This is a genomic window from Janthinobacterium darwini (assembly GCF_051380905.1).
GTDB lineage: Bacteria > Pseudomonadota > Gammaproteobacteria > Burkholderiales > Burkholderiaceae_D > Janthinobacterium.
This window is the reverse complement of sequence record NZ_JBNYXX010000001.1, coordinates 833,257-856,229: the sequence shown is the minus strand read 5'-3', so window position 1 is coordinate 856,229 and position 22,973 is coordinate 833,257. Positions and strand designations below refer to the sequence as shown.

At 61.6% G+C, this 22,973-nt stretch carries 24 protein-coding genes; 8 read left to right on the top strand and 16 right to left on the bottom strand.

Annotated elements, in window-relative coordinates; all coding sequences use genetic code 11:
* The first annotated feature begins 66 nt into the window (after positions 1 to 66).
* Positions 67 to 984 carry a LysR family transcriptional regulator gene (locus ACQ4WZ_RS03910; RefSeq protein ID WP_436572615.1) on the top strand — a complete coding sequence of 306 codons (918 nt, stop codon included), beginning with the start codon at positions 67 to 69 and terminating at the stop codon, positions 982 to 984.
* Here the strand turns inward: ACQ4WZ_RS03910 and ACQ4WZ_RS03905 are convergent.
* Positions 981 to 3,140: a putative bifunctional diguanylate cyclase/phosphodiesterase gene (locus tag ACQ4WZ_RS03905; RefSeq protein ID WP_436572614.1), complete on the bottom strand. Its 2,160-nt coding sequence runs from the start codon at positions 3,138 to 3,140 to the stop codon at positions 981 to 983. The genes ACQ4WZ_RS03910 and ACQ4WZ_RS03905 overlap by 4 nt on opposite strands.
* A 213-nt stretch (positions 3,141 to 3,353) precedes the next feature.
* Positions 3,354 to 4,277 carry a LysR family transcriptional regulator gene (locus ACQ4WZ_RS03900; protein WP_101482074.1) on the bottom strand — a complete coding sequence of 308 codons (924 nt, stop codon included), beginning with the start codon at positions 4,275 to 4,277 and terminating at the stop codon, positions 3,354 to 3,356.
* A 167-nt stretch (positions 4,278 to 4,444) separates the two neighbouring features.
* Here ACQ4WZ_RS03900 and ACQ4WZ_RS03895 point away from each other — a divergent pair, with 167 nt between their 5' ends.
* The 5 genes from ACQ4WZ_RS03895 to ACQ4WZ_RS03875 all read left to right on the top strand — a co-directional run bounded on the left by ACQ4WZ_RS03895 (position 4,445) and on the right by ACQ4WZ_RS03875 (position 8,846).
* Positions 4,445 to 5,146, top strand: a complete 702-nt coding sequence (locus ACQ4WZ_RS03895; RefSeq protein ID WP_101482075.1) for a pirin family protein — start codon at positions 4,445 to 4,447, stop codon at positions 5,144 to 5,146.
* A gap of 30 nt (positions 5,147 to 5,176) precedes the next feature.
* A complete protein-coding gene (locus ACQ4WZ_RS03890; protein ID WP_101484640.1) occupies positions 5,177 to 5,578 on the top strand; it encodes a DoxX family protein in 402 nt (133 codons plus the stop codon).
* 159 nt (positions 5,579 to 5,737) lie between these two features.
* Positions 5,738 to 6,391: a GTP cyclohydrolase II gene (gene ribA / locus ACQ4WZ_RS03885; protein WP_035820484.1), complete on the top strand. Its 654-nt coding sequence runs from the start codon at positions 5,738 to 5,740 to the stop codon at positions 6,389 to 6,391.
* Positions 6,392 to 6,465: 74 nt separating this feature from the next.
* Positions 6,466 to 7,869 carry a S1 family peptidase gene (locus ACQ4WZ_RS03880; protein WP_436572613.1) on the top strand — a complete coding sequence of 468 codons (1,404 nt, stop codon included), beginning with the start codon at positions 6,466 to 6,468 and terminating at the stop codon, positions 7,867 to 7,869.
* Positions 7,866 to 8,846, top strand: coding sequence for an FHA domain-containing protein (locus ACQ4WZ_RS03875; protein ID WP_133990158.1), 981 nt, complete (start codon positions 7,866 to 7,868; stop codon positions 8,844 to 8,846). Before ACQ4WZ_RS03880 ends, ACQ4WZ_RS03875 begins: the two co-directional genes overlap by 4 nt.
* An 87-nt stretch (positions 8,847 to 8,933) precedes the next feature.
* On the opposite strand, the gene ACQ4WZ_RS03870 is transcribed toward ACQ4WZ_RS03875, so the two are convergent.
* The gene (locus tag ACQ4WZ_RS03870; protein WP_436572612.1) at positions 8,934 to 9,383 is read right to left on the bottom strand and encodes a CCXG family PEP-CTERM protein; all 450 of its coding nucleotides are present in this window, start codon (positions 9,381 to 9,383) and stop codon (positions 8,934 to 8,936) included.
* 537 nt (positions 9,384 to 9,920) lie between these two features.
* Here ACQ4WZ_RS03870 and ACQ4WZ_RS03865 point away from each other — a divergent pair.
* On the top strand, positions 9,921 to 10,277 hold the full coding sequence (locus ACQ4WZ_RS03865; RefSeq protein WP_243857992.1) for an MmcQ/YjbR family DNA-binding protein: 357 nt from the start codon (positions 9,921 to 9,923) through the stop codon (positions 10,275 to 10,277).
* Here ACQ4WZ_RS03865 and ACQ4WZ_RS03860 read toward each other — a convergent pair whose 3' ends face one another.
* The gene (locus ACQ4WZ_RS03860; protein WP_101482080.1) at positions 10,278 to 10,898 is read right to left on the bottom strand and encodes a TetR/AcrR family transcriptional regulator; all 621 of its coding nucleotides are present in this window, start codon (positions 10,896 to 10,898) and stop codon (positions 10,278 to 10,280) included.
* Positions 10,899 to 10,989: 91 nt separating this feature from the next.
* On the opposite strand from ACQ4WZ_RS03860, the gene ACQ4WZ_RS03855 reads away from it, so the two are divergent.
* On the top strand, positions 10,990 to 12,222 hold the full coding sequence (locus tag ACQ4WZ_RS03855; protein WP_436572611.1) for an MFS transporter: 1,233 nt from the start codon (positions 10,990 to 10,992) through the stop codon (positions 12,220 to 12,222).
* Between the two features lie 10 nt (positions 12,223 to 12,232).
* Here ACQ4WZ_RS03855 and ACQ4WZ_RS03850 read toward each other — a convergent pair whose 3' ends face one another.
* The 12 genes from ACQ4WZ_RS03850 to ACQ4WZ_RS03795 all read right to left on the bottom strand — a co-directional run bounded on the left by ACQ4WZ_RS03850 (position 12,233) and on the right by ACQ4WZ_RS03795 (position 22,958).
* Positions 12,233 to 12,535 carry a hypothetical protein gene (locus tag ACQ4WZ_RS03850; RefSeq protein ID WP_436572610.1) on the bottom strand — a complete coding sequence of 101 codons (303 nt, stop codon included), beginning with the start codon at positions 12,533 to 12,535 and terminating at the stop codon, positions 12,233 to 12,235.
* Between the two features lie 57 nt (positions 12,536 to 12,592).
* Positions 12,593 to 13,756 carry a PQQ-dependent sugar dehydrogenase gene (locus ACQ4WZ_RS03845; RefSeq protein ID WP_436572609.1) on the bottom strand — a complete coding sequence of 388 codons (1,164 nt, stop codon included), beginning with the start codon at positions 13,754 to 13,756 and terminating at the stop codon, positions 12,593 to 12,595.
* A 37-nt stretch (positions 13,757 to 13,793) separates the two neighbouring features.
* Entirely contained in the window at positions 13,794 to 14,294 is a 501-nt protein-coding gene (ispF, locus tag ACQ4WZ_RS03840; RefSeq protein ID WP_101482084.1) for a 2-C-methyl-D-erythritol 2,4-cyclodiphosphate synthase, read from the bottom strand.
* Between the two features lie 17 nt (positions 14,295 to 14,311).
* The gene (ispD, locus tag ACQ4WZ_RS03835; protein ID WP_101482085.1) at positions 14,312 to 15,025 is read right to left on the bottom strand and encodes a 2-C-methyl-D-erythritol 4-phosphate cytidylyltransferase; all 714 of its coding nucleotides are present in this window, start codon (positions 15,023 to 15,025) and stop codon (positions 14,312 to 14,314) included.
* Positions 15,026 to 15,037: 12 nt separating this feature from the next.
* Positions 15,038 to 15,733 carry a hypothetical protein gene (locus tag ACQ4WZ_RS03830; protein ID WP_436572608.1) on the bottom strand — a complete coding sequence of 232 codons (696 nt, stop codon included), beginning with the start codon at positions 15,731 to 15,733 and terminating at the stop codon, positions 15,038 to 15,040.
* 8 nt (positions 15,734 to 15,741) lie between these two features.
* On the bottom strand, positions 15,742 to 16,299 hold the full coding sequence (locus ACQ4WZ_RS03825; protein ID WP_101484641.1) for an NUDIX domain-containing protein: 558 nt from the start codon (positions 16,297 to 16,299) through the stop codon (positions 15,742 to 15,744).
* Between the two features lie 191 nt (positions 16,300 to 16,490).
* The gene (locus ACQ4WZ_RS03820; RefSeq protein WP_436572607.1) at positions 16,491 to 16,820 is read right to left on the bottom strand and encodes a DUF2818 family protein; all 330 of its coding nucleotides are present in this window, start codon (positions 16,818 to 16,820) and stop codon (positions 16,491 to 16,493) included.
* 3 nt (positions 16,821 to 16,823) lie between these two features.
* Entirely contained in the window at positions 16,824 to 18,326 is a 1,503-nt protein-coding gene (gene nuoN, locus ACQ4WZ_RS03815; RefSeq protein ID WP_096236656.1) for an NADH-quinone oxidoreductase subunit NuoN, read from the bottom strand.
* A gap of 16 nt (positions 18,327 to 18,342) precedes the next feature.
* Entirely contained in the window at positions 18,343 to 19,842 is a 1,500-nt protein-coding gene (locus ACQ4WZ_RS03810) for an NADH-quinone oxidoreductase subunit M (RefSeq protein WP_101482088.1), read from the bottom strand.
* A 29-nt stretch (positions 19,843 to 19,871) separates the two neighbouring features.
* Positions 19,872 to 21,974, bottom strand: coding sequence for an NADH-quinone oxidoreductase subunit L (nuoL, locus tag ACQ4WZ_RS03805; protein WP_436572606.1), 2,103 nt, complete (start codon positions 21,972 to 21,974; stop codon positions 19,872 to 19,874).
* 46 nt (positions 21,975 to 22,020) lie between these two features.
* Positions 22,021 to 22,329 carry an NADH-quinone oxidoreductase subunit NuoK gene (gene nuoK, locus ACQ4WZ_RS03800; protein ID WP_010399724.1) on the bottom strand — a complete coding sequence of 103 codons (309 nt, stop codon included), beginning with the start codon at positions 22,327 to 22,329 and terminating at the stop codon, positions 22,021 to 22,023.
* Positions 22,326 to 22,958 (bottom strand): NADH-quinone oxidoreductase subunit J, encoded by a 633-nt coding sequence (locus tag ACQ4WZ_RS03795; protein WP_034779507.1) that lies wholly within the window; start codon positions 22,956 to 22,958, stop codon positions 22,326 to 22,328. Before ACQ4WZ_RS03795 ends, nuoK begins: the two co-directional genes overlap by 4 nt.
* Positions 22,959 to 22,973 lie beyond the last annotated feature (15 nt).

The window sequence follows — 22,973 nt, the reverse complement described above, 5'->3', positions numbered from 1 at the left end:
TGTACCGAGACAAATACTTTTGATATAGACTCTCATAATGGAAACACTTATGAAATGGATTCAATAATGGCCAGGCAAGACATCAACCGCGCGTTCGAGATGGCCGTGTTCGTGGCCGTGGTGGAAACGGGCGCCTTTTCCGCCGCCGCGCGCCGCCTTGCCCTGACGCCATCGGCCGTCAGCAAACTGGTCAGCCGGCTGGAAGCGCGTCTCGGCGCGCGCTTGCTCCAGCGCAGCACGCGGCAATTGCACACCACACCCGAAGGCGACGCCTTCTTCGTGCAGTGCAAGCGCATCCTCGACGATATCGATGGCGCCGAGCGCGAAGCATCACAGGGCGCGGCGCCGCGCGGGCGCTTGCGCATCAACTGTTTCGTGCCATTCGGCGTGCACCATCTGCTGCCCATCCTGCCCGAGTTCGCGCAGCGCTATCCCGACATCGTGCTCGACGTGGTCGTCAGCGATGCCATTGTCGACTTGCTGGAAGACCGCACCGACATCGCCATCCGCACGGGCAAGCTGAAGGAATCGAACCTGGTGGCGCGCAAACTGGGCGAAGACGCGATGATCGTCGTCGCCGCGCCCGCCTACGTGGCGCGCCATGGCCTGCCGCGCACGCCGCAGGAGCTGTCACAGCACAATCTGCTGGCATTCAATTTCCGCTGCCAGAACGAAACCTGGCCCTTCCTCGACAAGGAGAGCGGAGCAACCTTGCAGGTGGCGCCGCAGGGCAATGCCTGCGTCAGCGATGGCGAAAGCATGCGCCAGCTGGTGCTGGCCGGCATGGGGCTGGGACGCTTTTCGCGCCAGCATGTGCAGCGCGATATTGCGCAAGGTCACTTGGTGGAAGTGCTGCAGGACTGCAACCCGGGCGACACGGAACTCGTGCACGCCGTCTTCGTGGGACCGGGCCTGCAAGTGCCGGCCCGCGTGCGCGTGATGCTCGATTATCTGCTGGAAAAAGTCAAGCTGGGCCAGCCTTAAACGACGGCCTCGCCCAGGCGCAGGCGCTTGCCATCGCCCAGCATCACTTCGAATTCCGCCGCCGGCACGGCCGGACTGAACAGATAGCCTTGCAACTGATCGCAGCCCAGTTCGCGCAGGAAGCGCATCTGCTCGGCCGTTTCCACGCCTTCCGCGACGATTTCCTGGCGCAGCTGCTGCGCCATGGTGACGATGGCGCGGGCGATGGCGCAATCGTTTTCCTCGAAGGGCAAGCCGATGACAAACGAGCGGTCGATTTTCAATGTGCTGATGGGAAATTTTTTCAAATACGCGAGGCTGGAGTAACCGGTGCCGAAATCGTCCAGCGCCAGCGACAGACCCATGGCCACCAGCTGGTTCATGATGTCGATCACCTTGTCGGCGCCACGCATCAACAGGCTTTCCGTGATTTCCAGCATGATCTGGTCGGGCCGCACCTGGTAGCGTTCCAGCACGGCCGCTATGCGCGCTGGTAACTGTTCATCGAACTGGCGCGCCGACAGGTTGACGGCGATGGCCGGCATGTCCAGGCCGCGGTCTTCCCAGTTGCGGATCTGGCGGCAAGCCTCGTCCAGCACCCAGGTGCCCAGCTCCAGAATTAAACTGGTTTCCTCGGCCACGGGAATGAAGAGGCCGGGCGAGACCATGCCGCGCATCGGATGCTTCCAGCGCAGCAAGGCTTCCGCGCCCACGATGCGCCCGCTGGCCAGGCTCACTTTCGGCTGGTAATGCAATTCCAGCTCCTTGTCGCCCAGCGCCAATCGCATTTCGCTTTCCAGGCGCAAATGTTCCTTGGCGCGCCGGTTCATGTCTTCGCGGTAAAACAGGAAGGTCGATTCGATGCTCTGCCCCGCCTTCGCCACGGCCACGTCGGCAAAGCGGAACAGGGCCGGCGCTTCCAGGCCGTCTTCCGGATACACGGTAATGCCAATGCTGGCGCCAACGTGCAGCGCGTGCGCATCGATATTGATCGGTGCTTCGAGCAAGTTGAGCAGTTTTTGCGCCACGTTCGCGGCATGTTCGCGCTTTTCGATATGCAGCAGCGCCACGACGAATTTGCTGTTGTCGACCCGCGCCAGGATGTCGGCGTCGCGCAGGGAACCACGGAACAGCTGGCCGATGGCGATCACCAGCTGGTCGCCCACTTCATGGCCCAGCGTGTCGCTGATGGAACCGATACGGCTGATATCGATGACCATCAGCGCGCCATGCGTCCCTTGCCGTTTCGCTTCGGCCAGGCCCTGGTCGACCAGCTGGTTCAGCAGGCAGCGGTTGGGCAAACCCGTCAGGCTGTCGTAATTGGCCATGCGCTGCATGCGCGCCTCGGCATCCTTGTGCACGCTGATGTCGGAAAACAGGGAAAACACATGGCTGATCTCGCCATATTCGTCGCGCACGACGCTAATGGTGACGTCTTGAGGGAACAGTTCGCCATTCTTGCGCTTGCCGATGATTTCGCCGCGCCAGGAGCCGTGCCCCCGCATGGCGGCGCGCACCTTGGCGCGGAAGTCGGGATCGTGCACGCCTGAGCGCAACAAGTCCGGCGTGCGGCCGATGGCTTCGGCCGGCGAATAGCCGGTGATGCGGCTGAAGGAACTGTTGATGGAGACGATGCGCTCTTCCGCATCCGTGATCAGCACGGCTTGCTCGCTATCTTCAATGATGCGCGCGTGCAACCTCACCTTGTCCACGTCGGAGAGCGGTTCGCTCATGGCCGACAGGCGCACGGCCATGCCGCAAGCCTTGCCCGCCTGGTCGTGGATCACGTGGCGGTGCATGCGCAGCCACGTCACCATGCCCGACTTCTTGCGCCGGCGCACATCGGTGGCCACGTCGCCCTGCTTGAAATGCAGTTCCAGCACGCTCGCTTCCGCGTCGTCTTCGGGATACAAAAACAAGATGTGCTGGCCCAGCGCTTCCAGTTCGGAATAGCCGAACATCTGTTCGGCGCCATGGTTCCAGCCAATCAGGAAACCATCAGGATCGATCTCCAGCAAGGCATCGGCCGGGGCCACGCGCACCACGGGCCGGCTGGCGCCGCGCAGCTGCTCCAGCTCGTCCTGCAGCCGCGCCAGGGTGGCGGCCTGCTGCTGCCCCGCCTGTTCACGGGCGTCCTGGGCCAGGCGCAGGCACAGCGCGACCTTCGCCTCAAGCATGGCAACCCCGCGCGTATGCCAGGTCAGGGGAACATATCAGGGGCGCTGCGGTGTGTGTAATCATCAAAATCCCACTGTGGGGCATGGAAGTCGGAGCAGAAAGACGGTCGAAATACTGTGAATATGGTAACTTAAAAATGTTGGCATATGTCAACATTTTAAGACCTGCGCCGAATGGCACGGCACTGCGACCCGGAGTGCCGTGACTGTGTGTCACGCCCGGCCCGGCAGATGCTGCGCCAAACGGGAAAACACATCGGGTTCACGCATGCGCGCCATCCACCAGCGCAGCGCGGCGCCATCCTCGCCCACGCGCCACGCCAGGTAAAACGTTTCCGACGGTTTCGGCTCTTCCACGGCCTTTTCCACCAGCAAGCCACGCGCAATGGCGGCGCGCGCACACGGCCCCGGCAGGAAGCCAAAACCCAGCCCCAGCACCTGGTAATCGAACTTGACCTGCATGTTCGGCACGCTCAAGGCATCTTGTCCCAGCAACAAACCCACGGTGCGCGGCGCCATCTGGCGCGCCGAGTCGGCCACGACCACGGCCCGGTGCTGCTGCAGGTGGCCGCGCGACAAAGGTTCCGCTACCTGCGCCAGCGGGTGCGTGGGCGCCACGGCAAAAACGAAATCGAGCATGCCTATCGGCTGCGCGATATAGCCGCCGCCCGCCGGACCGTCGCCGGGCGCGCCCACCAGCAAGTCGACCCTGCGGTCCAGCAAAGCTTCCCAGGTGCCCGACAGGGCATCTTGCGACAGGCGCAAGCGCGTCTGTTGCGCTACCTCATAGAAGGCGCGCACATCGTCGGCCAGGGCCACGGCGGAAAACATGGAATCGATGCCGATGGACAACTCGGTTTCCCAGCCGGACGCCACCCTGCGCACGCGGTGCTCGAGGTCCTGTGCCGCCTTCAATAAATACCGGCCCTCTTTCAGCAATTCCTGGCCGGCCGCCGTCAGCATGACTTTCGGGCCATTGCGCTGGAACACTTGCACGCCCAGGTCGTCTTCCAGCTTGGCCACCGTATAGGAAATGGTGGACGGCACTTTATGCAACTCCTTGCCGGCCGACGAGAATGATCCACGGCGGTCGATGGCGTCGACGATTTGCAAGGCTTCCAGGCTCAGTCTTAACATTCGATTTTTTCGATCATAGTACGGTAGATTTTCCGTTTTTCTTTCTGGACTGGGCGGCCTATACTTTCTCCATCGTACAGCGAAGGGCAGAAAAGAAGCCAGGGCGTAGCGCCAGGCAACGGTCCTTCGAAATTATCGCACATTCACTGATAGAAACGGAGTCCACCATGTTACAGATTCGTCATAGCGAAGAACGCGGCGCCGCCAACCACGGCTGGCTCAATTCCCACCACAGCTTTTCCTTCGGCAGCTACCACGATCCCCTGCACATGGGCTTTGGCCCCTTGCTGGTGATCAATGAAGACCGGGTCACGCCCGGCCAGGGCTTCGGCACGCACGGCCACCGCGACATGGAAATCATTTCGTATGTGCTCGACGGCGCGCTCGAACACAAGGACAGCATGGGCACCGGTTCCGTACTGCACTACGGCGACGTGCAGCGCATGAGTGCCGGCAGCGGCGTGCGCCACAGCGAGTTCAACCATTCTGCCACGGATGGCTTGCACTTCCTGCAGATCTGGATACAGCCGAACGTGACGGGCATTCCACCTAGCTATGAAGAGAAACACTTCACGCCAGAAAGCAAACGGGGCAAGCTGCGCCTGATTGCATCGAGCGACGGGCGCCAGGGTTCCGTGCTGATACACCAGGATGCTGCCATCTACGCCAGCATCCTGCAGGAAGGCGAACAGGCCGAGCATGGGCTGGACGAAGGCCGCCTAGCCTATGTGCACCTGATCCGCGGCAGCCTGGTGGTCAATGGCACGCCCTTGAAAGCGGGCGACGCATTGAAACTGACGCAGGAAGCGGCCGTGACGATTACCCAGCCTGAAGATGCAGAATTCCTGCTCTTCGACCTGCCTAAATAATTGATGAATATAAAGAAAAAGGAAACCAGCATGAAAAACAATACGGATATCCTGCTCCCCCTCGGCCGTGCCGCCCTTGGCGTGCTGTTCTTCGTTTCGGGCTTGCTGAAAATCGGCGGCTTTGCGGGCGTGGCCGGCTACATGGCCAGCCAGGGCTTGCCGCTGGCGAACATCCTTCTGGTGGGCGTGATCGCCCTGGAGGTAGGCGGCGGCTTGCTGCTGATCACGGGTTGGCAGGCGCGCTGGGCGGCGTTGGCGCTGGCGCTGTTTTTGATCCCGACCACGCTCATCTTCCACGCGTTCTGGAGCGCCGATGCAGCCCACTTCCAGGACCAGCTGACCAACTTCCTGAAGAATCTGTCCATCTTCGGCGGCATGCTGTTACTGGTGGAACGGGGCTTCGGCAAGGCCAGCCGCCTTGCAAAAGCCTGATCCGACCGCAATTAGAGGGCTATCACCAGGCATTCCTGCCTTCAAATCTCAGCCAGGGGGAATGGTTTCCCCTGCTTTTTGGTATGATGACAGGGCGCGCCGGCACCGCAGTGGTACGGCGCGCCTCCATTTTCGAACATTACCTATATGAGCACAACCATGCAAAGCGGCGCAGACCTCCTGGCGACAGGCGAATTGGATTACACGACTTCCTGCGCACTGCCGACGCCTTGGGCCCAGTTTACCCTGCACGCCTTTGTCGAACACGCCACGGGCAAGGAACACCTGGCCATGGTGCTGGGCGATGTCGGCAACGGCGAACCTGTACTGGCACGCGTGCATTCCGAGTGCCTGACGGGCGACGTGCTGTTTTCCCAGCGCTGCGATTGCGGCGCCCAGCTCGAAGGCGCCTTGAAACGCATCGCCGAGGAAGGCCGCGGCATTTTGCTGTACCTGCGCCAGGAAGGGCGCGGCATTGGCCTGATCAACAAGATCCGCGCCTACCGCCTGCAGGAAGCGGGTGCCGACACGGTGCAGGCGAATGAACAGCTGGGCTTCAAGGCCGACGCGCGCAACTACACCCTGTGCAAGCCCATGTTTGCGCAATTCGGCATCCACAGCCTGCGTTTGATGACGAACAACCCGCGCAAGATTGCCGCCATGGAAGCGCTGGGCATCACGGTGGCCGAGCGGGTGCCGCTGCTGGTCAACCGCAACGCCTTCAACCAGCATTACCTGAATACCAAGCAAAGCAAACTGGGCCACATGATGACGCCGGAAACGGCGCCGGCACTGGAAGACGGCGCCCTGTAATTCCCCGGGCTGGCGCAGCGCGTGCACACTGCCGCACCGGGCCAGCCCCGCTCCTGCTCACGCATAAAGGATGCATGAAATTATCTAACTTCGCCTTCTTGCTGGCCAGCCTGTGCGCCGCCGCAGGCGCACACGCGGCACGGGCGCCTGCGCCAGCCGCGGCCACCACCGCTTCGACTCCCCTCGCCAAACCGCCACCGGCCACCGCTGCGCCCGCCGCCACCGAACATGCGGCCTTGCCGCCGCCCTCGTCCGCCGCGCAAAAGCTGTACACGGCCGCGCGCGCCGACATCCTGCAGGTGCGCGTGCTGCTGAAAAACGGCCGCACGCAATCGTCGGTAGGTTCGGGCTTCCTGATCGGCACGGGCGACCTGGTCGTGAGCAACTATCACGTCGTGTCGCAATTCGCCCTCGATCCCGATACCTACGTGGGCGAATGGGTCGACACCAGCGGCCAGCGCGGCAATGTGGAATTGCTGGCTGTCGACGTGCTGCACGACTTGGCCGTCTTGCGCGTGAACCGCCATGGCACGGGCTTTTTCAACATGCCGGAATCGCTGGCGCCCCTGACTCAGGGCCAGTACCTGTATTCGATGGGCAATCCGCTGGACCTGGGCTTCGCCATCTCGGAAGGCTCGTACAACGGCATCGTGACGCGCAGCTTCTACGACCAGCTGATGTTTACGGGGCCGATCAATTCCGGTATGAGCGGGGGGCCCAGCGTGACGGCCAGCGGCGATGTCGCTGGCGTGAACGTCTCGAAACGCCTCGATGGTGAACTCGTCAGTTTTCTCGTTCCTGCCCGCTATGCCCAGCAATTGCTGGCCAAGGTGGCCCTGCAAGGCAGGGCGCCGAAAGACTTCAAGCCGCTGGTGACGGCGCAGCTGCTGGCGCATCAGGAAGTGATGCTGGCGCGCCTGCTCGACACGCCCTTGAGCCTGAAAGCCATGGGCCCGTACCGCGTGCCCGTGCGCGAATCGGACCAGATGCGCTGCTGGGGCCGCTCCAACGTGAAGTCCGACAAGCCCTACATGCTCGACAACACCAGCTGCGCCATGGAATCGGCCATCTTCATTTCCGGCGCACTGCAGACGGGGCAAGTGTCGATGCGCCACGAATTCCTGCGCAGCAGCGAACTGGGCGCGCTGCGCTTTTCCGAACTGGCCAGCGCCTCGTTCAAGAATGAAAGTTTCGGCAGCTACAAGAGCGTGCACCTGACGGGGCCACATTGCACCGAACAGTTCGTCAAAAACAAGACCCTGCCCCTGCGCGCCGTCCTGTGCGTGCGCGCCTACCGCAAGTTTACCGGCCTGTACGACTTTGCCCTGCTGGCCGCCAGCACCGATGAGCCACTGATGAGCCTGCAAAGCCGCATCGACGCGCGCGGCGTGTCTTACGCAAACGGCATGCGCGTCACGCGTACCTTCCTCGAAGCGCTGTCGCGCGCTCCCTCCGCCACCGGGACGCGCAAGCCATGAAGCCGCCCTATTACCTTGAAATCCTCGCCGAGAACGGCGAAGTGCAGCAGCGCCAGCGCATCGATGCCTTGCCGATCCGCATCGGCCGCGGCTACGACAACGACTTCATTCTCGACGACGCGCATACGGCCGCCCGCCACGCCGTCATCGAAGACGATGGCGCGGAAGGCTTGCTGCTGCGCGACCTGGGCAGCCAGAATGGCGTGATTTACCGGGGCCAGCGGCAACTGCAAGTAGCCTTGAACGGCAACAGCATCGTGCGCCTCGGTCATACGCGCCTGCGCGTGCGCGCCAGCGATCACCCTGTTGCGCCCGAGCTGAGCGATACCACCAGGCACGACTGGGAAGGCTTGCGCCCCGCCGTCGCCGGCCTGGCCATGATCGCCACCTCGGCCGCCTTCAGCAACTGGCTGGGCGACGCGGAAGCCTTCGACCCGATTTCCTACCTGATGATCGTCGCCTACGCACTGGCCGGCGGCCTTGTGTGGGCATCGATCTGGGCCGTGGCGAACCGCCTTTTCGGCCATGTGGCGCGCTTTGGCCGCCACCTGTTCATCATCGGCTGCGGCTTGCTGGCCATGGAAGTGTGGGAACTGGGCAGCAATGTGGCGGCGTATGCGCTGTCGCTGGAAGTGCTGACGCGCTACGGGCGGCATATGTTCATCGTGATTGTATGCGTCATGATCTACTACCATTTGCGCACGATCAAACCCCAGCACCCGCGCCGCTTCGGTCTCGTTGCCGTCGTGCTGGCCATCGTCGGCTCGACCCTGATTTTGCTGAGCAACCTGCAGATCAGCGGTCGCCTGGCCGACGAGGCCTACATGTCGGCAATCTACCCGCCGGCACTGCGTCTGAGCCCGGATCACACGACCGAGGTTTTCTTCCGCGATGCGGCCAGCCTGCAGCGCGCCGTCGATGCCGAGCGGGGCAAGGCGACCAAGGGGGCAGAGGAAGACGAGGACAGCGGCGACTGACAACGCACACGTAAAAAAAGCCCGCCGTGTCCTTGCAGACCGGCGGGCTTTTTTACGTGCGCAGCGAAGCCCGCACTGTCTCCCAGCTTAGAACTTGTCGTCCTGCCTGCGGCGTGCCGTGAAGCCCAGTAAGCCCAGGGTGGTCAGCAGCATGGCGTAGGTGCTCGGTTCCGGCACAGCCGACACCAGGTCACCGCTGCTGGAAAAACTGGCGAAATCGCTGTTACCCGCCTTTAACTGGACTTGCTGGCCTTCATCGCAGCAGCCCTCCAGGCCATCGATACTCAAGCTACGATTACCTGCCGGCATGGTGCCAGAACCGGCGAGGAACTGGCTGCTGCTTTGGATGTTGGCAGCCCACCACAGGTCGCTGCTCTTGCCGTCCAGCGCCGCGCCGGCATTCACCACGGACGGGTAAGCGGCAGCTTGCAAGCCAGTATTCGAGTAATCGGTGGTGACGGTAATGGTGCTGGCGTTCGCGTGGGCAAACACACCAGCAGCGATCAGGGACAGGACGATTTTAGGCAAATTTTCCATGATAAGTATCCAGTCAGTAAGTATTCAACGGGCGCAGCGGGCGTGCTTGAGCTGAATACACGCTGCATTGAGGCGTGTCGGCATCGCGCTGGCAATTGCAAGGATGAGCGGTCGGGGGCCTGGCTTTCGCAGAGCTTCGCGGGCTTGCGGCATGCCATGGCGGCACTGCAAGCGTCCTGGAACGGGTTCGGGTTCCCCGGACAAAGCCAGACAGTTGACGGGTCAGGTAAAACGTTGAATCTATTGTATCTTAAATTCCCTGGAGGAAAAGTATTTTTCTTTTTACCATGTAAAATATTTTTATGACAATCGCGCTGAAGGCAGCTAAAACGGCCTGGATAGCCTTGCTGCCCTGGCAGCACTGTCGCCGCGCAGACTGGCTCGGTGTCGCACCAGCACCACAAAGGCACGCGCCAGTGTCGCATCTTGCGCATTTCTTTTCGCATGCCGCTGCACCACGCGACGAAACAGCATGGCAAAATGCAGTCATGCAGTCATGCAGTCATGCAGTCAAGCAGTCATGCAGTTATCTGTCCGATGAGGGAGAAAGAGGAAATGGTCAACCTGGAAGAACTACGCTATCTGGCATTGTCGTTTCCCGACACCACCGAGGAAGAACACCACGACCGTCCAGCCTTCCGCGTAGGCGGGAAGATCTTTGCCACCCTGCCCGACGACAAGCACATCAACGTGCTGCTCGATGCGGAAGCGGCGCATATCGCCACCGTCATCTCGCCGTCCGGCTGCGAAAAACTGTGGTGGGGCGAGCGGCTGGCCGGTATCACGGTATGCCTGGCGGATGCCGAACTGGACATGCTAGCCGCCGCCCTGACGGCCGCCTGGCGGCGCAAAGCGCCCAGCGACCTGGCCAAGACCATCGCCCCGACAGGGTAGTTACAGCGGCCAATTGCGCAACAGCAAGCCCACCATCTGCTGCAATTGCTCGCGCGATACGCCCGCCGCCGCCTGAATGGCCATGCCCTGCGACAGGGTCACGACAAAGCGCGCCTGCTGCTCGGGGCAGGAATCGGGCGGCAAATCCCCCTCTTCCTTGGCGCGCCGCAAGCGGTCGCGCAATTTGATTTCACCGCGCAGACGGCGCGCAAACAATTCATCGCGGATCGGCAAGGCATCGTCGCTGCAGGCGAGCGCCGCATTCACGCCCATGCAGCCGTGCGGACCATCGGGCATGGTTTGCGCATCGACATACTGCGTCAGCAAGGCTTCCACCACCTGGCGGGCCGTCGGCTGTTCCAGCGCAGCATCGAAAAACTGCATGCGCGTGTCGCTGTAGCGCTCCAGCGCCTTGTGGAACAATTGCTCCTTGTTGCCGAAAACGGCGTACAGGCTGGGCCGGTTCATGCCCATGGCTTTCGTCAATTCCGGCAAGGAACTGCCTTCATAGCCTTTCTCCCAGAACACTTTCATGGCGCAATCGAGCGCTTCGTCCGCGTCAAAGGTGCGTGGCCGGCCCGTTTTCGCCTTGACCGCTTGCTCTTTTTTATCTTGTTTCATACCGTTCGGTAAAAAATTATTGACAACAATGTCTGCCTGGCCTGATTATATACCGACCGGTTAAAAACCTCTCGGCTTTTCAGGACTCCCCATGCAAACACCACCTGCTTCCCCCTCCGCCCCGGCGGCCACCAGCAACGATACCACCGTGGCGCCCTGGCTGGCCGTCTTATCGGTCGGCATCGGCGCCTTCGCCCTCGTCACGTCCGAATTCCTGCCCGTCGGCCTGCTGCCGGCCATGGCTGCCGAACTGGATATCAGCAAGGGCCAGGCGGGGCTGATGATCACCACGCCCGGCATCGTTGCCGCGTTTGCCGCCATCTTCGTCACCGTCGGTTCGGGCCGCCTGGACCGCCGCATCGTGCTGCTGGCACTCACCGCGCTGCTGGTCGCTTCGAACCTGCTGGTGGCGCTGGCGCCCTCATATGGGGCGATATTACTGGGCCGCGCCATGCTGGGCGTGGGCGTCGGCGGCTTCTGGGCGATCGGCAGCGCCATCGGCCCGCGCCTGGTGGCGCCGCAGCATGCGTCGCGTGCCATGTCCATCATCTTCGCCGGCGTCTCGCTGGGCACGGTGGCCGGCGTGCCGGCCGGCGCGCTGGTGGGCGAACTGGTGGGCTGGAGGGTCGCCTTCGGCGCGGCCAGCGCCATTGCCGTGCTGGTCTTCCTCGGCCAGTTGTTGCTGCTGCCCAAGCTGCCACCGACACAGGCCATCCGCTTGCGCCAGTTGCCGATGATTTTCGGCATCCGCAAGGCCAGGCTGGGCCTGATCGCCACGGCCATGCTGTTCACGGGCCAGTTCGCCGCCTACACGTATATCGCACCCTTCCTCACGCAAATTTCGCACCTGTCCGCCGGCACGGTCAGCGCCATGCTGCTGGTATATGGCGCTTCCGGCTTCATCGGCAACCTCGTGGGCGGCTGGGCCGCCGGCCGCTACGAACGGGCCGCGCTAATGGTCACAGGTGCAGTGCTGGGCCTGTCCACCCTGGCCTTGGCCGCGTTCGGCAGCCATGCGCTCGCCGCCATGCTGCTGGTGGCCGTGTGGGGCTTCGGTTTCGGCGCCATGCCGATCGCCGTGCAAACGTGGATGTTCAAGGCGGCGCCGCACTTGATGGAAGGCAGCAGCGCGCTGTTTGTTGCGATTGTGCAAGTGTCGCTGGCGTCCGGCGCCCTGCTCGGTGGCATGGCCGTCGACCGGCTGGGCGTATCGAGCGCGATGGTGGTGGGCGGCCTGTTCGCCCTCGGCTGCGCGTTGACGATCGCGCTCTTCGGCAAGCCGCAGGCCAGCGCCAAGGCCAGCGCGTCCTGCATCGCATCGTAGGAAAGTGATATCAGATGCGGCCGCGCCGAAATTCGCCGAGGAATTTCACGACTTCGGCTGGCGTCATCAAGACGTCCGCATCGCCATGATACGCATACAGGAAGGGCGTGCCGCCCAGGCGGTCCGTCAGCTTGGCGAACAATAAAAAACGGCTGCCCAGCGGGTAGCGCTGCAGGTCCACCAGGCGGCGCGAACACTGCACGGCCAGTTCGGGCGAAAAGGCCTGGCCCGGCACGGGCCGAATTTCCACGCGGCCATCGATGGCGCGCGATTCGACGGCAACGTGCCGGTATGCATAAGTATCACGGGCCATGCCGCCACCTTGTCTTGAGTAAAGGCGCCATCTTAAGCGAAGATGGCGCCTGCCGTACTACTGCCCCACGATGCGCAGCAAGCGGCCGTTGTCCTCATCCGTCAGCGCATACAGGTAGCCGTCCGGTCCCTGGCGCACGTCGCGCACGCGCGCGCCGATTGCCAGGCGGTCCTGCCCCGTCACCTTGCCATTCGCATCGACGGCGATGCGGCGTATATCCTTGGCCGCCAGGCCGCCGCTGAAGATGCTGCCGCGCCAGGCGGCAATCTTGTCGCCAGTGTAGACGGCCAGCCCTGACGGCGCCGGCGACGGCACCCAGGCCACGCTCGGATTGATCATGCCTGCCACTTCATGCTTGCCCACGGGTTCATGCGTCTTGTAGTCGGCGCCATAGCTTTGCAGTGGCCAGCCGTAGTTGCCACCCGCCACCACCAGGTTCAGCTCGTCGCCGCCATACGGGCCATGTTCCGTGGCCCACACGCGGCCGGAAACGGGGTCGAGCGCCAGGCCTTGCACGTTGCGGTGGCCATATGACCAGATTTCCGGCAAAGCGCCCTTGGCCGCCAGCGGATTGCCGGGCGCCGGCTTGCCATCTTCCGTCAGGCGCAGGATGGAACCCTGGTGCGTGGCCAGGTTTTGCGCCTGCTCGCGCGCCAGGCGGTCGCCTATGCGCAGCGGCGGATTGCCGCCGTCGGCCACACTCATCAGCAAGGTGCCGTCCGGTAACCACAACAGGCGCGAGCCGAAGTGCTGGCCGCCAATCTTGTCGGTCGCCACCTTGAACAGGGTCTGGATGCCCGTCACCTTCTTGCCGTCGAATACGCCGCGCACCAGGGTCGTGCGGTTAGCGTCATTGGTACCCGTCGACAGCGTCATGTACACGCGCGGAGTCGGCTTGCTGGCATCCTGCGGATGCAGCGCGATATCGAGCAAGCCGCCCTGCCCGCCCGTAAACACCTTGGGCATGCCTTCCAGCGCCACGTCGGTAAACGTCTTGCCGTTCAGCAAATGCAAGCTGCCCTGCTTGCTGGTCACCAGCGCGCGGCCGTCGCCCAGCCAGGCAATGCCCCAAGGCTGGCGCACGCCTTCGGCGACCGTCTCGGCCTTCCATCCCTGTTTCGCGGCGGGCGGTTCGCCCGTGGCTTGCAGTTCGGCCCAGGCCGACGGCGCGGCGGCCAATGCCCATGCAAGCAAGATGCTGGTGCGGCGTAACTGGAACATGCTCTCTCCTGTCAGTGAATGATGCGAAAGTGGTGTCTCAGGCGCGCAGCAGCAAGGCCACGGCTTCGGCGGCGATGCCTTCTTCACGGCCCAGGTAGCCCAGCTTTTCATTCGTCTTGGCCTTGATGTTGACCTGACCCACGGCGACGCCCAGGTCTTCGGCCACGTTGGCGCACATGGCGCCGATGTGCGGTGCCATCTTCGGGCGCTGGGCGATGATGGTGGCGTCGATATTGCCGATGATATAACCGGTGGCTTGCACGCGGCGCACGGCTTCGCGCAGCAGGGTGCGCGAATCGGCGCCCTTGAATTGCGCATCCGTATCGGGAAAATGGCGGCCGATGTCGCCCAGCGCGGCGGCGCCGAAGATGGCGTCGGTAATCGCGTGCAGCAGCACGTCCGCATCGGAATGGCCCAGCAAGCCCAGGTGATGGGGAATCTTCACGCCGCCGATGATCAGGTCGCGGTTTTCCACCAGCGCGTGGCAGTCATAGCCCTGGCCGATGCGGAAAGGAAGTACGGGAGTCGTTGTGTTCATGCGGGTCTCTCTGGAATTCAAGGATGTGCCAGGTACAGCTCGGCCGTGTGTATGTCGCGCGGTAAAGTGACCTTCAGATTGCGCGGATGGCCTTCGACCAGCCTGGGCGCCAGGCCCAGGGCTTCGACGGCGCTGGCGTCGTCCGTGATGGCGTGCGGGTCGGGCGCCTGCGACAGGGCCCGGTGCAGCAAGGCATAGGAAAACATTTGCGGCGTCTGCGCCAGCCACAGGTGATCACGCGGCACCGTCTGCGCCGACAGGCTGCCCGGCCCTGCCCGCTTGACAGTGTCGACCACGGGCAAGGCCAGCAAGCCACCGGCCGGATGGTCACCCACTTCGGTGATGAGCTTGCCGATCAGCGCTGGCGTCAGGCCCGGTCGCGCCGCGTCGTGCACCAGCACCTGGTCGAGGGCATCGATGCTGCCGTGCAAGGCCTGCAAGGCATTCAAGATCGTTTCCATGCGCGTGGCGCCACCGCAGCGCAACACGGTAACGCCGTACCCGGCGCCTTGATCTGGCACAAGCCCATCGATCTGCCCATCGTCTGCGCTGACGACGATGTACGTGTGCGCGATCAGGGGACTGGCGAGAAAGGCGTCAAGCGCGTGGCGCAGCATGGGCTTGCCCGCGATGGGTAAATATTGTTTGGGGCTGCCCGCTTCCATACGCGCGCCCACGCCGGCGGCGGGGATCAGCGCAAAGTGGCGGACCGTGTTCGGTGCTGCTGTCATGCCATTCCTTGTCTAGTTGGCGGGCGCTGCCTTGCCCGACAGGATATTCTGGATCTCGCCTTTGCACGCCTTGCCCAGGCGTGCATATTCCTGCGGCGAATCGATGGCCGCCTGCAAGGTTTCCACCTTGCGCATTTCGGCCTTGACGTATGGCAACCAGCCCGTGTCGATCTCGCGCGCCAGCGCTGCCTTCGCCGTGCCGCTGGGCGCATACAGGGGCCGCGCCTCGAAGCGCTTGGCCAGGGCGGCGCGCACAGTCTTTTCCACGCGCGGCAAGTGTTCCATATAGGTTTTCATGTGCCGCAGCTCGTGCGTGAGTATTTCATCATACGCGCAAGTTCCGGGAGCAAACTCGCGGCCGATATAGATCACCACGGGCGCATACGTGAGGGTCACGGTAATCTGCGGCGCCACGCATTCATAGCCGCTGGCCGGATCCTGCAGCATGGGGCCGGCCAGGGCGATGGCCACACGCGAATCCGTCCTGGTCAATCCCAGCACCCAGCTATTCGCGCGCGCCGTCCCCTTCATCACCGTCAGGGCCTTGTACGGCAGATGCGTATCGATGCTGTAGCCGTTCTGCTGCGCCGTCAGCACGGACACCGTCTTGCTGATCGTGTCTTCGCAGCGCACCTGGAACGGCGTGCGCGCCTGCGCCTGTGCACCCACGGTGACACAGGCAAGCAGCAGGAAAAGAGCCGTACGCATGCGCAGGATCAAGCCGCTTGCCAGGCGCCGCTGGTAATTTTGTCTAGCCAGAAGATGCCGATGACGGTTTTCACATCCGTGATCGTGCCATCCTTGACCCAGTCGAGCAGCTGCGGCACCGTGGCGGTAAATGTTTCCAGAAATTCGCCCTCGTCGAGCTGGCGTTCGCCGGCCACCAGGCCGCGCGCCAGAAACAGTTCCAGGTGCTCGTCGGAATAGGCGATGGCGTTATGGATGGTGGAGACGAATTGCCAGTCGCTGGCCGTGTAGCCCGTTTCCTCCAGCAATTCGCGCTGGGCGCAAGCCAGGTGCGATTCTCCCGCATCGATCTTGCCAGCCGGGAATTCAATGAAGACCCGGTCCAGCGGATAGCGGTACTGGCGTTCCATCAGCACCGTGCCATCGTCGAGCAGCGGCAGGATGACGACGGCGCCAGGATGCAGGACGAATTCACGCGCCGTGATCTTGCCGTCAGGCAGGGCGACACGGTCGCGCTGCACGCGCAAGAAGCCCCCTTGGTAGACGAGCTCGCCGTCCACCTTGGTTTCAGTTAAATTCATATCCATGCGTTCTGTATCCATACCTTGATTATGCTCAATAAAAAAAACGGCGCCAGAGGCGCCGCTTTCGGAGGGGAGGAACACTGACAAAACCGTAGCGAGCGGCAGTGATTTGTGGCTGAGAAGCGGAACTGTGCTCTAGCACAGTGAGCATCGCAGGCCGCAAAGCGCGACGCGCAGCAGGTTTGGTCAGCGTTCTAGCGACGTTTGCGCAGATAGCGTGTTACGAAGCCGGGAAAGGCCAGCACCAGGAACAGGCATCCGGTGATGGCGTAAAACTCCCACGTCTGCGGGAAACCGTTGCCGATGCGCGCTTCGAGCGCGAACGCCACGGCGCCGACGATGAAGTACAGAATCACCATCTCCAGCAGGCGCAGCGCCAGCGGCTTGCGCCAGCCTTTGCCGTCTTCTGCCTGCACCGCCTTTTTCAGGGGCACGGCGGCAAACAGTTTCTCGTTCAAGAATGGCAGGTTGGCGCCCAGGATGCCCAGGGCGATCACCAGCCAGCTCGAGGCGGTGACATCCATCGGTCAGGACGCCAGGGTCTTGGTGATGGCTGTCGCGCAGGCAGCCAGGATGCTGTTCGGCATCACACCGAGCGCCAGGACGAACACGCCGTTCAGGGCCAGCACGACGCGCATGTCGCCATGCACGACCAGCGCGTTGGTGTCCGTCGGCTCGTCGAACCACATCATTTTCACGACGCGCAGGTAGTAGAAGGCGCCGATCAGCGAGAACAGCACGGCAGCGATGGTCAGCCACAGCTGGCCGGTAGCCAGCACGGAGGCCAGCACCGAGTACTTGGCCATGAAGCCCATCAGCGGCGGCACGCCGGCCAGCGAGAACATGAACAGGGTCATCACCAGCGCGAAAATCGGGCTGCGTTTGCCCAGGCCCTTGAAGTCGGCCAGCTCTTCTGCTTCGAAACCATTACGTGCCAGCAACATGATCACGCCAAAGGTACCCAGGGTGGTGAACACGTAGGTGATGACGTAGTACATCGAGGCGCCATAGGCGGTGGCCGCGCCAGCCGCGTTCAGGGTGTTGTTCGGCGCATCGACGGTGCCGGACAGCAGACCCAGGAGAACGAAGCCCATTTGCGCGATGGTCGAGTACGCCAGCATGCGCTTCAAATTGGTTTGCGCGATAGCGGTGAAGTTACCGATAGCCAGCGACATCACGGCCAGTACCAGCAGCATTTGCTGCCAGTCATGCGCCATCGGCAGCAAGCCCTCGCCCAGCAAACGCAGGGTGATGGCGAACGCGGCCAGTTTCGGCGCGCCGCCCAGCAGCAGGGTCACGGCTGTCGGCGAACCTTGATACACGTCAGGCACCCACATGTGGAATGGCACGACGCCCAGTTTGAAGGCCAGGCCGGCTACCAGGAAGACCAGGCCGAAGACCATGATGGTGCCGTTGGTCTTGCCGTTTTCCAGCGCCACGCGCAGTTCACCCAGGTCCAGCGTGCCGGAGGCACCGTACAGCATGGAGATACCGTACAACATGAAACCGGAAGCCAGCGCGCCCAGGATGAAGTATTTCATGGCCGCTTCCGTGGCCTTGGCATTGTCACGGCGCAAGGCGATCAGCGCGTACAGCGACAGCGACATCAGTTCCAGACCCAGGTAGATGATCAGGAAGTTGTTGGCCGAGATCATGATCATCTGGCCCAGCAGTGCAAACAGGGCCAGCACGTAGAACTCGCCGCCCAGGTTACCCGACAGCATGCTGCGGTCGGTGGCATAGGCACGCGAGTAGATCAGGGTCAGCGCCACGGCGCCGTACGAGAACAGTTTCAACAGCTGCGACATCGGATCCGACACGAACATGTTGTGGAACGTGTAGACGGTGGTGCCCGCGTTGAAGTCGCCCACGGTCAGCAAGGCGCAGCCTGCCAAAGTCAGCAGCGACAGCGCATAGGTGATCGAACGCTTCGCCGCAGGCAAGAACATATCGATCAGCAAGAGCGCCGACGTGGCGATCAGCAGAAAGATTTCCGCGTACAGCGGTACCAGATTAGGTGCATTAGTCATGTTATCGGTCTTCTATTTAAGGCAACTTGCTGATGGCGACATGCTGCAGCAGGTCGGCAACCGAAGTTTGCATCGTGTCGGTGAACGGGGCTGGGTACAGACCCATCACGAGCACGGCGATGGCCAGCACAGCAAGCATGAAGAATTCACGCTTGTTAATGTCGGTCAATTCGGCCACATGCTTGTTCTTGATCTTGCCGAACACCACGCGCTTGGCCATCCACAGCGAGTACGCCGCGCCCCAGATCAGTGCCGTTGCAGCCAGCAGACCAATCCAGAAGTTGTATTTCACCGCGCCCAGGATCACCATGAACTCGCCGACGAAGCCGGAAGTCGCTGGCAAGCCGCAGTTCGCCATCGAGAACAGCACGAAGAAGGCGGCAAATTTCGGCATGCGGTTTACGACGCCGCCGTAGTCGGCGATGTTGCGGGTATGCATGCGGTCATACAGCACGCCGATGCACAGGAACATCGCGCCGGAGATGAAGCCGTGCGAGACCATCTGCACGATACCGCCCTGCACCGAGATGTCGTTGAACATGAAGAAGCCCAGGGTGACAAAACCCATGTGCGCGATCGACGAATAGGCGACCAGTTTTTTCATGTCGGTTTGCACCAGGGCAACCAGACCGATATAGATGACGGCGATCAGCGACAAGGCGATCATGAAGCCCGACAGGTAGTGGCTGGCGTCCGGCGTGATCGGCAGCGAGAAACGCAGGAAGCCGTAGGCGCCCAGTTTCAGCATGATGGCGGCCAGCACGGCGGAACCACCGGTAGGCGCTTCCACGTGGACGTCCGGCAACCACGTGTGGACGGGGAACATCGGCACTTTCACCGCGAAGGCCATCAGGAAGGCCAGGAAGATGAAGATCTGTTCGTTCATCGTCAGCTTGAATGCATGCCAGGCCAGGATGTCGAAGCTACCCGTCACATTGCGCAGGTAGATGATGGCAACCAGGGTCAGCAGCGAACCGAAGAAGGTGTACAGGAAGAACTTGAACGACGCGTACACGCGGTTCGAACCACCCCAGATACCGATGATGATGAACATCGGGATCAGGGTTGCTTCAAAGAAGAAGTAGAACAGCAAGCCGTCCAGCGCGCAGAACACGCCGATCATCAGGCCCGACAGGATCAGGAAGGCACCCATGTACTGGGCGATGCGCTTCTCGATCACTTGCCAGGCCGAAATGACGACGATGACCGTGATGAAGGCCGTCAGTGGAATGAACCACAGCGACAGGCCGTCGATACCCAGCGAGTACCAGATATTGAAGGTGGCTATCCACGGTGCTTTTTCGACGAATTGCATGCCGTGTGCGGCGTTGTCGAAATGCTGGATCAGCGGCAAGGTGCACAGCATGCTGAGCACGGCGCCAGCCAGCGACAGCCAGCGGGTAAAGCCCGCTTTGCTGTCACGGCCGAGAGCCAGGACCAGGACGCCGCAAATGATCGGCACCCAGATCGACAGACTCAGGTAAGGAGGTAGTGTAGAAATCGTAGACTGCATCATGGTTCTCAGTATTCTTTTATCAGGTCAGCTTACTTAGCGGGCCAGAATGGCAGGAAATAGATCAGGAAGCCCAGCACGCCCAGGATCATCACGAATGCATAGTGATAGATGTAGCCGGTCTGCAGCACTCGCGACAGCGAGGACAGCCAGGCGACGACCTTGGCGCTACCGTTGACCAGCAGGCCATCGATCAGCTTCTTGTCACCGAAGTTCCACAGGCCATTACCCAGCAAACGGGCACCGCCGGCGAACACGACTTCATTGAACTTGTCCATGTAGTACTTGTTGTCCAGCAGGGTGTGGATCGCGTGGAACTTGGCAAAGAACCAGGCCGGCACACGCGGGTTGACCATGTAGCAGTAGTAGGCTGCCACCACGCCGGACAATGCCAGCCAGAACGGAGCCGTCGACAGGCCGTGGATCGCCATCGCCATCGCGCCGTGGAATTCATGCGACAACTCTTCCATTGCTGGATGGTTTTCGCCAACAAAAATCACGCCCTTGAAGAAATCGCCATGCAGCATCGGGCCGATGGTCAGGTAACCGATCAGCAGCGACGGAATCGCCAGCATCACCAGCGGGAACCATACGACGAATGGGGATTCGTGCGGCTTCTGGCCAGGTTCCAGACCGTGATGCGCGTGGTCGTCTTCCTCTTCCTCTTCGTGATGGTCATCATGCGCATCGCCGTGCGCGCCATGGGCCGCTTTCGGTGCGTGGTGGTCGTCATGACCGTGCGCATGCGCCTGGCCGAAACGTTCCTTGCCGTGGAAGACGAGGAAATACATGCGGAACGAGTAGAACGCAGTGACGAACACGCCAGCCAGCACGGCGAACTGGGCAAAGCCAGCGCCCCAGATGTGCGTCGCTTCGACCGCTTCGATAATGCTGTCTTTCGAGTAGAAACCGGAGAACAGCGGCGTGCCGATCAGGGCCAGCGAACCGACCAGCGACGTGATCCAGGTGATAGGCATGTACTTGCGCAGGCCGCCCATGTTGCGGATATCCTGGTCATGGTGCATGCCGATAATGACGGAACCGGCGCCCAGGAACAGCAGTGCCTTGAAGAATGCGTGCGTCATCAGGTGGAACACGGCCACGGAGTACGCGGACGAGCCCAGCGCGACAGTCATGTAGCCCAGTTGCGACAGAGTCGAGTAAGCGACGACGCGCTTGATGTCGTTCTGGATGATGCCCAGGAAACCCATGAACAGCGCCGTGATGGAGCCGATCACCAGGATGAAGGACAGTGCCGTGTCGGACAGTTCGAACAGCGGCGACATGCGCGAGACCATGAAGATACCGGCCGTCACCATCGTCGCGGCGTGAATCAGTGCCGAGATCGGGGTAGGACCTTCCATCGAGTCAGGCAGCCATACGTGCAGCGGGAACTGCGCCGATTTGCCCATCGCGCCGATGAACAGGCAGATGCAGGCAACGGTCAGCAGGGCCCAGTCGGTACCAGGCAAGCTCAACAGCGCCAATTCGTCTTTCTTGGCGAACACTTCCTGGTAGTTCATGGTGCCGGCGTAAGCCAGCAACAGGCCGATGCCCAGGATGAAGCCGAAGTCGCCCACGCGGTTGACCAGGAAAGCCTTCATGTTGGCCACGATGGCTGTCGGACGCTGGTACCAGAAGCCGATCAGCAGGTAAGAGACCAGGCCCACGGCTTCCCAACCGAAGAACAGTTGCAGGAAGTTGTTGGCCATGACCAGCATCAGCATCGAGAACGTGAACAGCGAGATGTAGGCGAAGAAGCGGTTGTAGCCTTCGTCGTCCTTCATGTAGCCGATCGTGTAGATGTGCACCATCAGGGAGACGAAGGTGACCACGCACATCATCATCGCCGACAGCGAATCGATCTGGAAGCCCACTTCCATCTTCAGGGTGCCGATCGTCATCCAGTTATAGATCGTGCCATTGAATGTCGCGCCATCCATCACTGCCAGCAGTGTCTGCACGGACAGGATGAACGCAATCAGTACGCCAAGGATCGTCGCGGTATGCGACGTCTTGCGTCCGACCAAATTACCCAGGAACTGGGTGCCAAGCAAACCTGCAATCGCGGCACCGGCCAGCGGCGCCAGCGGTACGGCAAGAAGGAGGTTAGGGTTGAGGAGTTGCCCCGCCATGATGAACCTTAATCGTTATTATTCGAGAGATCGAGTCTGAAAAACATCAGCCTTTAAGGCTGTCCAGGTCTTCGACGTTGATGGTATCCAGATTACGGAACATCACCACCAGAATAGCCAGACCGATAGCCGACTCAGCGGCGGCAACCGTCAGGATGAAGAAAACGAAGATCTGACCGGCCGCGTCGCCCATGAAATGGGAGAACGCGATGAAATTCATATTCACCGCCAGCAGCATCAATTCGATTGCCATCAGCAATACGATGATGTTCTTGCGGTTCAGGAAAATACCGACGATCGAGATTGCGAACAGGATCGCGCCCAGGACCAGAAAATGTGTGAGCGATAATGTCATGGTGCCTCCTTAACTTCCGGCTCAGCCGCAGGACGCTCGACGACCGCGTCCATCTTGATGATCTTCAGGCGGTCGTTGCGCTTGACGCGTACCGCATCGCCCGGAGCAAAATGCTTGGTGTCCTTGCGTTTGCGCAGGGTCAGTGCAACCGCGGCAACGATGGCCACCAGCAGCACGACGGCAGCGATCTCGAAGGCGAACACATATTTCGTGTAGATCAGCAGGCCCAGTTCCTTGGTGCCGCCCAGATTGACGTTCACCGGAGCGATGCTAGGCGCAAAGTTGCGGAAACCGTGCCACAGGACAGCGGCCATTTCCAGCACGATGATCACGCCCACCGTCACGGACAGCGGCAGGTAGCCCCAGAAACCTTCGCGCATGCGGTCGATATTGATATCGAGCATCATGACCACGAAGAGGAACAGCACCATCACGGCGCCGACATACACCAATACCAGCACGATGGCCAGAAATTCAGCTTGCAGCAGCATCCAGATGCCCGCTGCGGAAAAGAAGGACAGTACCAGGAACAGTACTGCGTGGACCGGATTACGGGCCGTGATAACGCGCGTCGCTGCCAGAATCAAGATCAGCGCAAAGGCGTAAAACAAAATTGTTTTAAAGTCCATAAAAAACCCAATAGA

Excerpts from the sequence above, each read along its gene's own strand:
- ACQ4WZ_RS03880 (WP_436572613.1), top strand. The coding sequence starts at position 6,466 with ATGAAATTATCTAACTTCGCCTTCTTGCTGGCCAGCCTGTGCGCCGCC.
- ACQ4WZ_RS03870 (WP_436572612.1), bottom strand. The coding sequence starts at position 9,383 with ATGGAAAATTTGCCTAAAATCGTCCTGTCCCTGATCGCTGCTGGTGTG.
- ACQ4WZ_RS03895 (WP_101482075.1), top strand. The coding sequence starts at position 4,445 with ATGTTACAGATTCGTCATAGCGAAGAACGCGGCGCCGCCAACCACGGC.
- ACQ4WZ_RS03825 (WP_101484641.1), bottom strand. The coding sequence starts at position 16,299 with ATGGATATGAATTTAACTGAAACCAAGGTGGACGGCGAGCTCGTCTAC.
- ispD (WP_101482085.1), bottom strand. The coding sequence starts at position 15,025 with ATGACAGCAGCACCGAACACGGTCCGCCACTTTGCGCTGATCCCCGCC.
- ACQ4WZ_RS03865 (WP_243857992.1), top strand. The coding sequence starts at position 9,921 with ATGAGGGAGAAAGAGGAAATGGTCAACCTGGAAGAACTACGCTATCTG.
- ispF (WP_101482084.1), bottom strand. The coding sequence starts at position 14,294 with ATGAACACAACGACTCCCGTACTTCCTTTCCGCATCGGCCAGGGCTAT.
- nuoN (WP_096236656.1), bottom strand. The coding sequence starts at position 18,326 with ATGACTAATGCACCTAATCTGGTACCGCTGTACGCGGAAATCTTTCTG.
- ACQ4WZ_RS03855 (WP_436572611.1), top strand. The coding sequence starts at position 10,990 with ATGCAAACACCACCTGCTTCCCCCTCCGCCCCGGCGGCCACCAGCAAC.
- nuoK (WP_010399724.1), bottom strand. The coding sequence starts at position 22,329 with ATGACATTATCGCTCACACATTTTCTGGTCCTGGGCGCGATCCTGTTC.
- ACQ4WZ_RS03795 (WP_034779507.1), bottom strand. The coding sequence starts at position 22,958 with ATGGACTTTAAAACAATTTTGTTTTACGCCTTTGCGCTGATCTTGATT.
- ACQ4WZ_RS03850 (WP_436572610.1), bottom strand. The coding sequence starts at position 12,535 with ATGGCCCGTGATACTTATGCATACCGGCACGTTGCCGTCGAATCGCGC.
- ACQ4WZ_RS03820 (WP_436572607.1), bottom strand. The coding sequence starts at position 16,820 with ATGGATGTCACCGCCTCGAGCTGGCTGGTGATCGCCCTGGGCATCCTG.
- ACQ4WZ_RS03890 (WP_101484640.1), top strand. The coding sequence starts at position 5,177 with ATGAAAAACAATACGGATATCCTGCTCCCCCTCGGCCGTGCCGCCCTT.
- ACQ4WZ_RS03875 (WP_133990158.1), top strand. The coding sequence starts at position 7,866 with ATGAAGCCGCCCTATTACCTTGAAATCCTCGCCGAGAACGGCGAAGTG.
- ribA (WP_035820484.1), top strand. The coding sequence starts at position 5,738 with ATGCAAAGCGGCGCAGACCTCCTGGCGACAGGCGAATTGGATTACACG.
- ACQ4WZ_RS03905 (WP_436572614.1), bottom strand. The coding sequence starts at position 3,140 with ATGCTTGAGGCGAAGGTCGCGCTGTGCCTGCGCCTGGCCCAGGACGCC.
- ACQ4WZ_RS03900 (WP_101482074.1), bottom strand. The coding sequence starts at position 4,277 with ATGTTAAGACTGAGCCTGGAAGCCTTGCAAATCGTCGACGCCATCGAC.
- ACQ4WZ_RS03845 (WP_436572609.1), bottom strand. The coding sequence starts at position 13,756 with ATGTTCCAGTTACGCCGCACCAGCATCTTGCTTGCATGGGCATTGGCC.
- ACQ4WZ_RS03860 (WP_101482080.1), bottom strand. The coding sequence starts at position 10,898 with ATGAAACAAGATAAAAAAGAGCAAGCGGTCAAGGCGAAAACGGGCCGG.
- ACQ4WZ_RS03810 (WP_101482088.1), bottom strand. The coding sequence starts at position 19,842 with ATGATGCAGTCTACGATTTCTACACTACCTCCTTACCTGAGTCTGTCG.
- nuoL (WP_436572606.1), bottom strand. The coding sequence starts at position 21,974 with ATGGCGGGGCAACTCCTCAACCCTAACCTCCTTCTTGCCGTACCGCTG.
- ACQ4WZ_RS03910 (WP_436572615.1), top strand. The coding sequence starts at position 67 with ATGGCCAGGCAAGACATCAACCGCGCGTTCGAGATGGCCGTGTTCGTG.
- ACQ4WZ_RS03830 (WP_436572608.1), bottom strand. The coding sequence starts at position 15,733 with ATGCGTACGGCTCTTTTCCTGCTGCTTGCCTGTGTCACCGTGGGTGCA.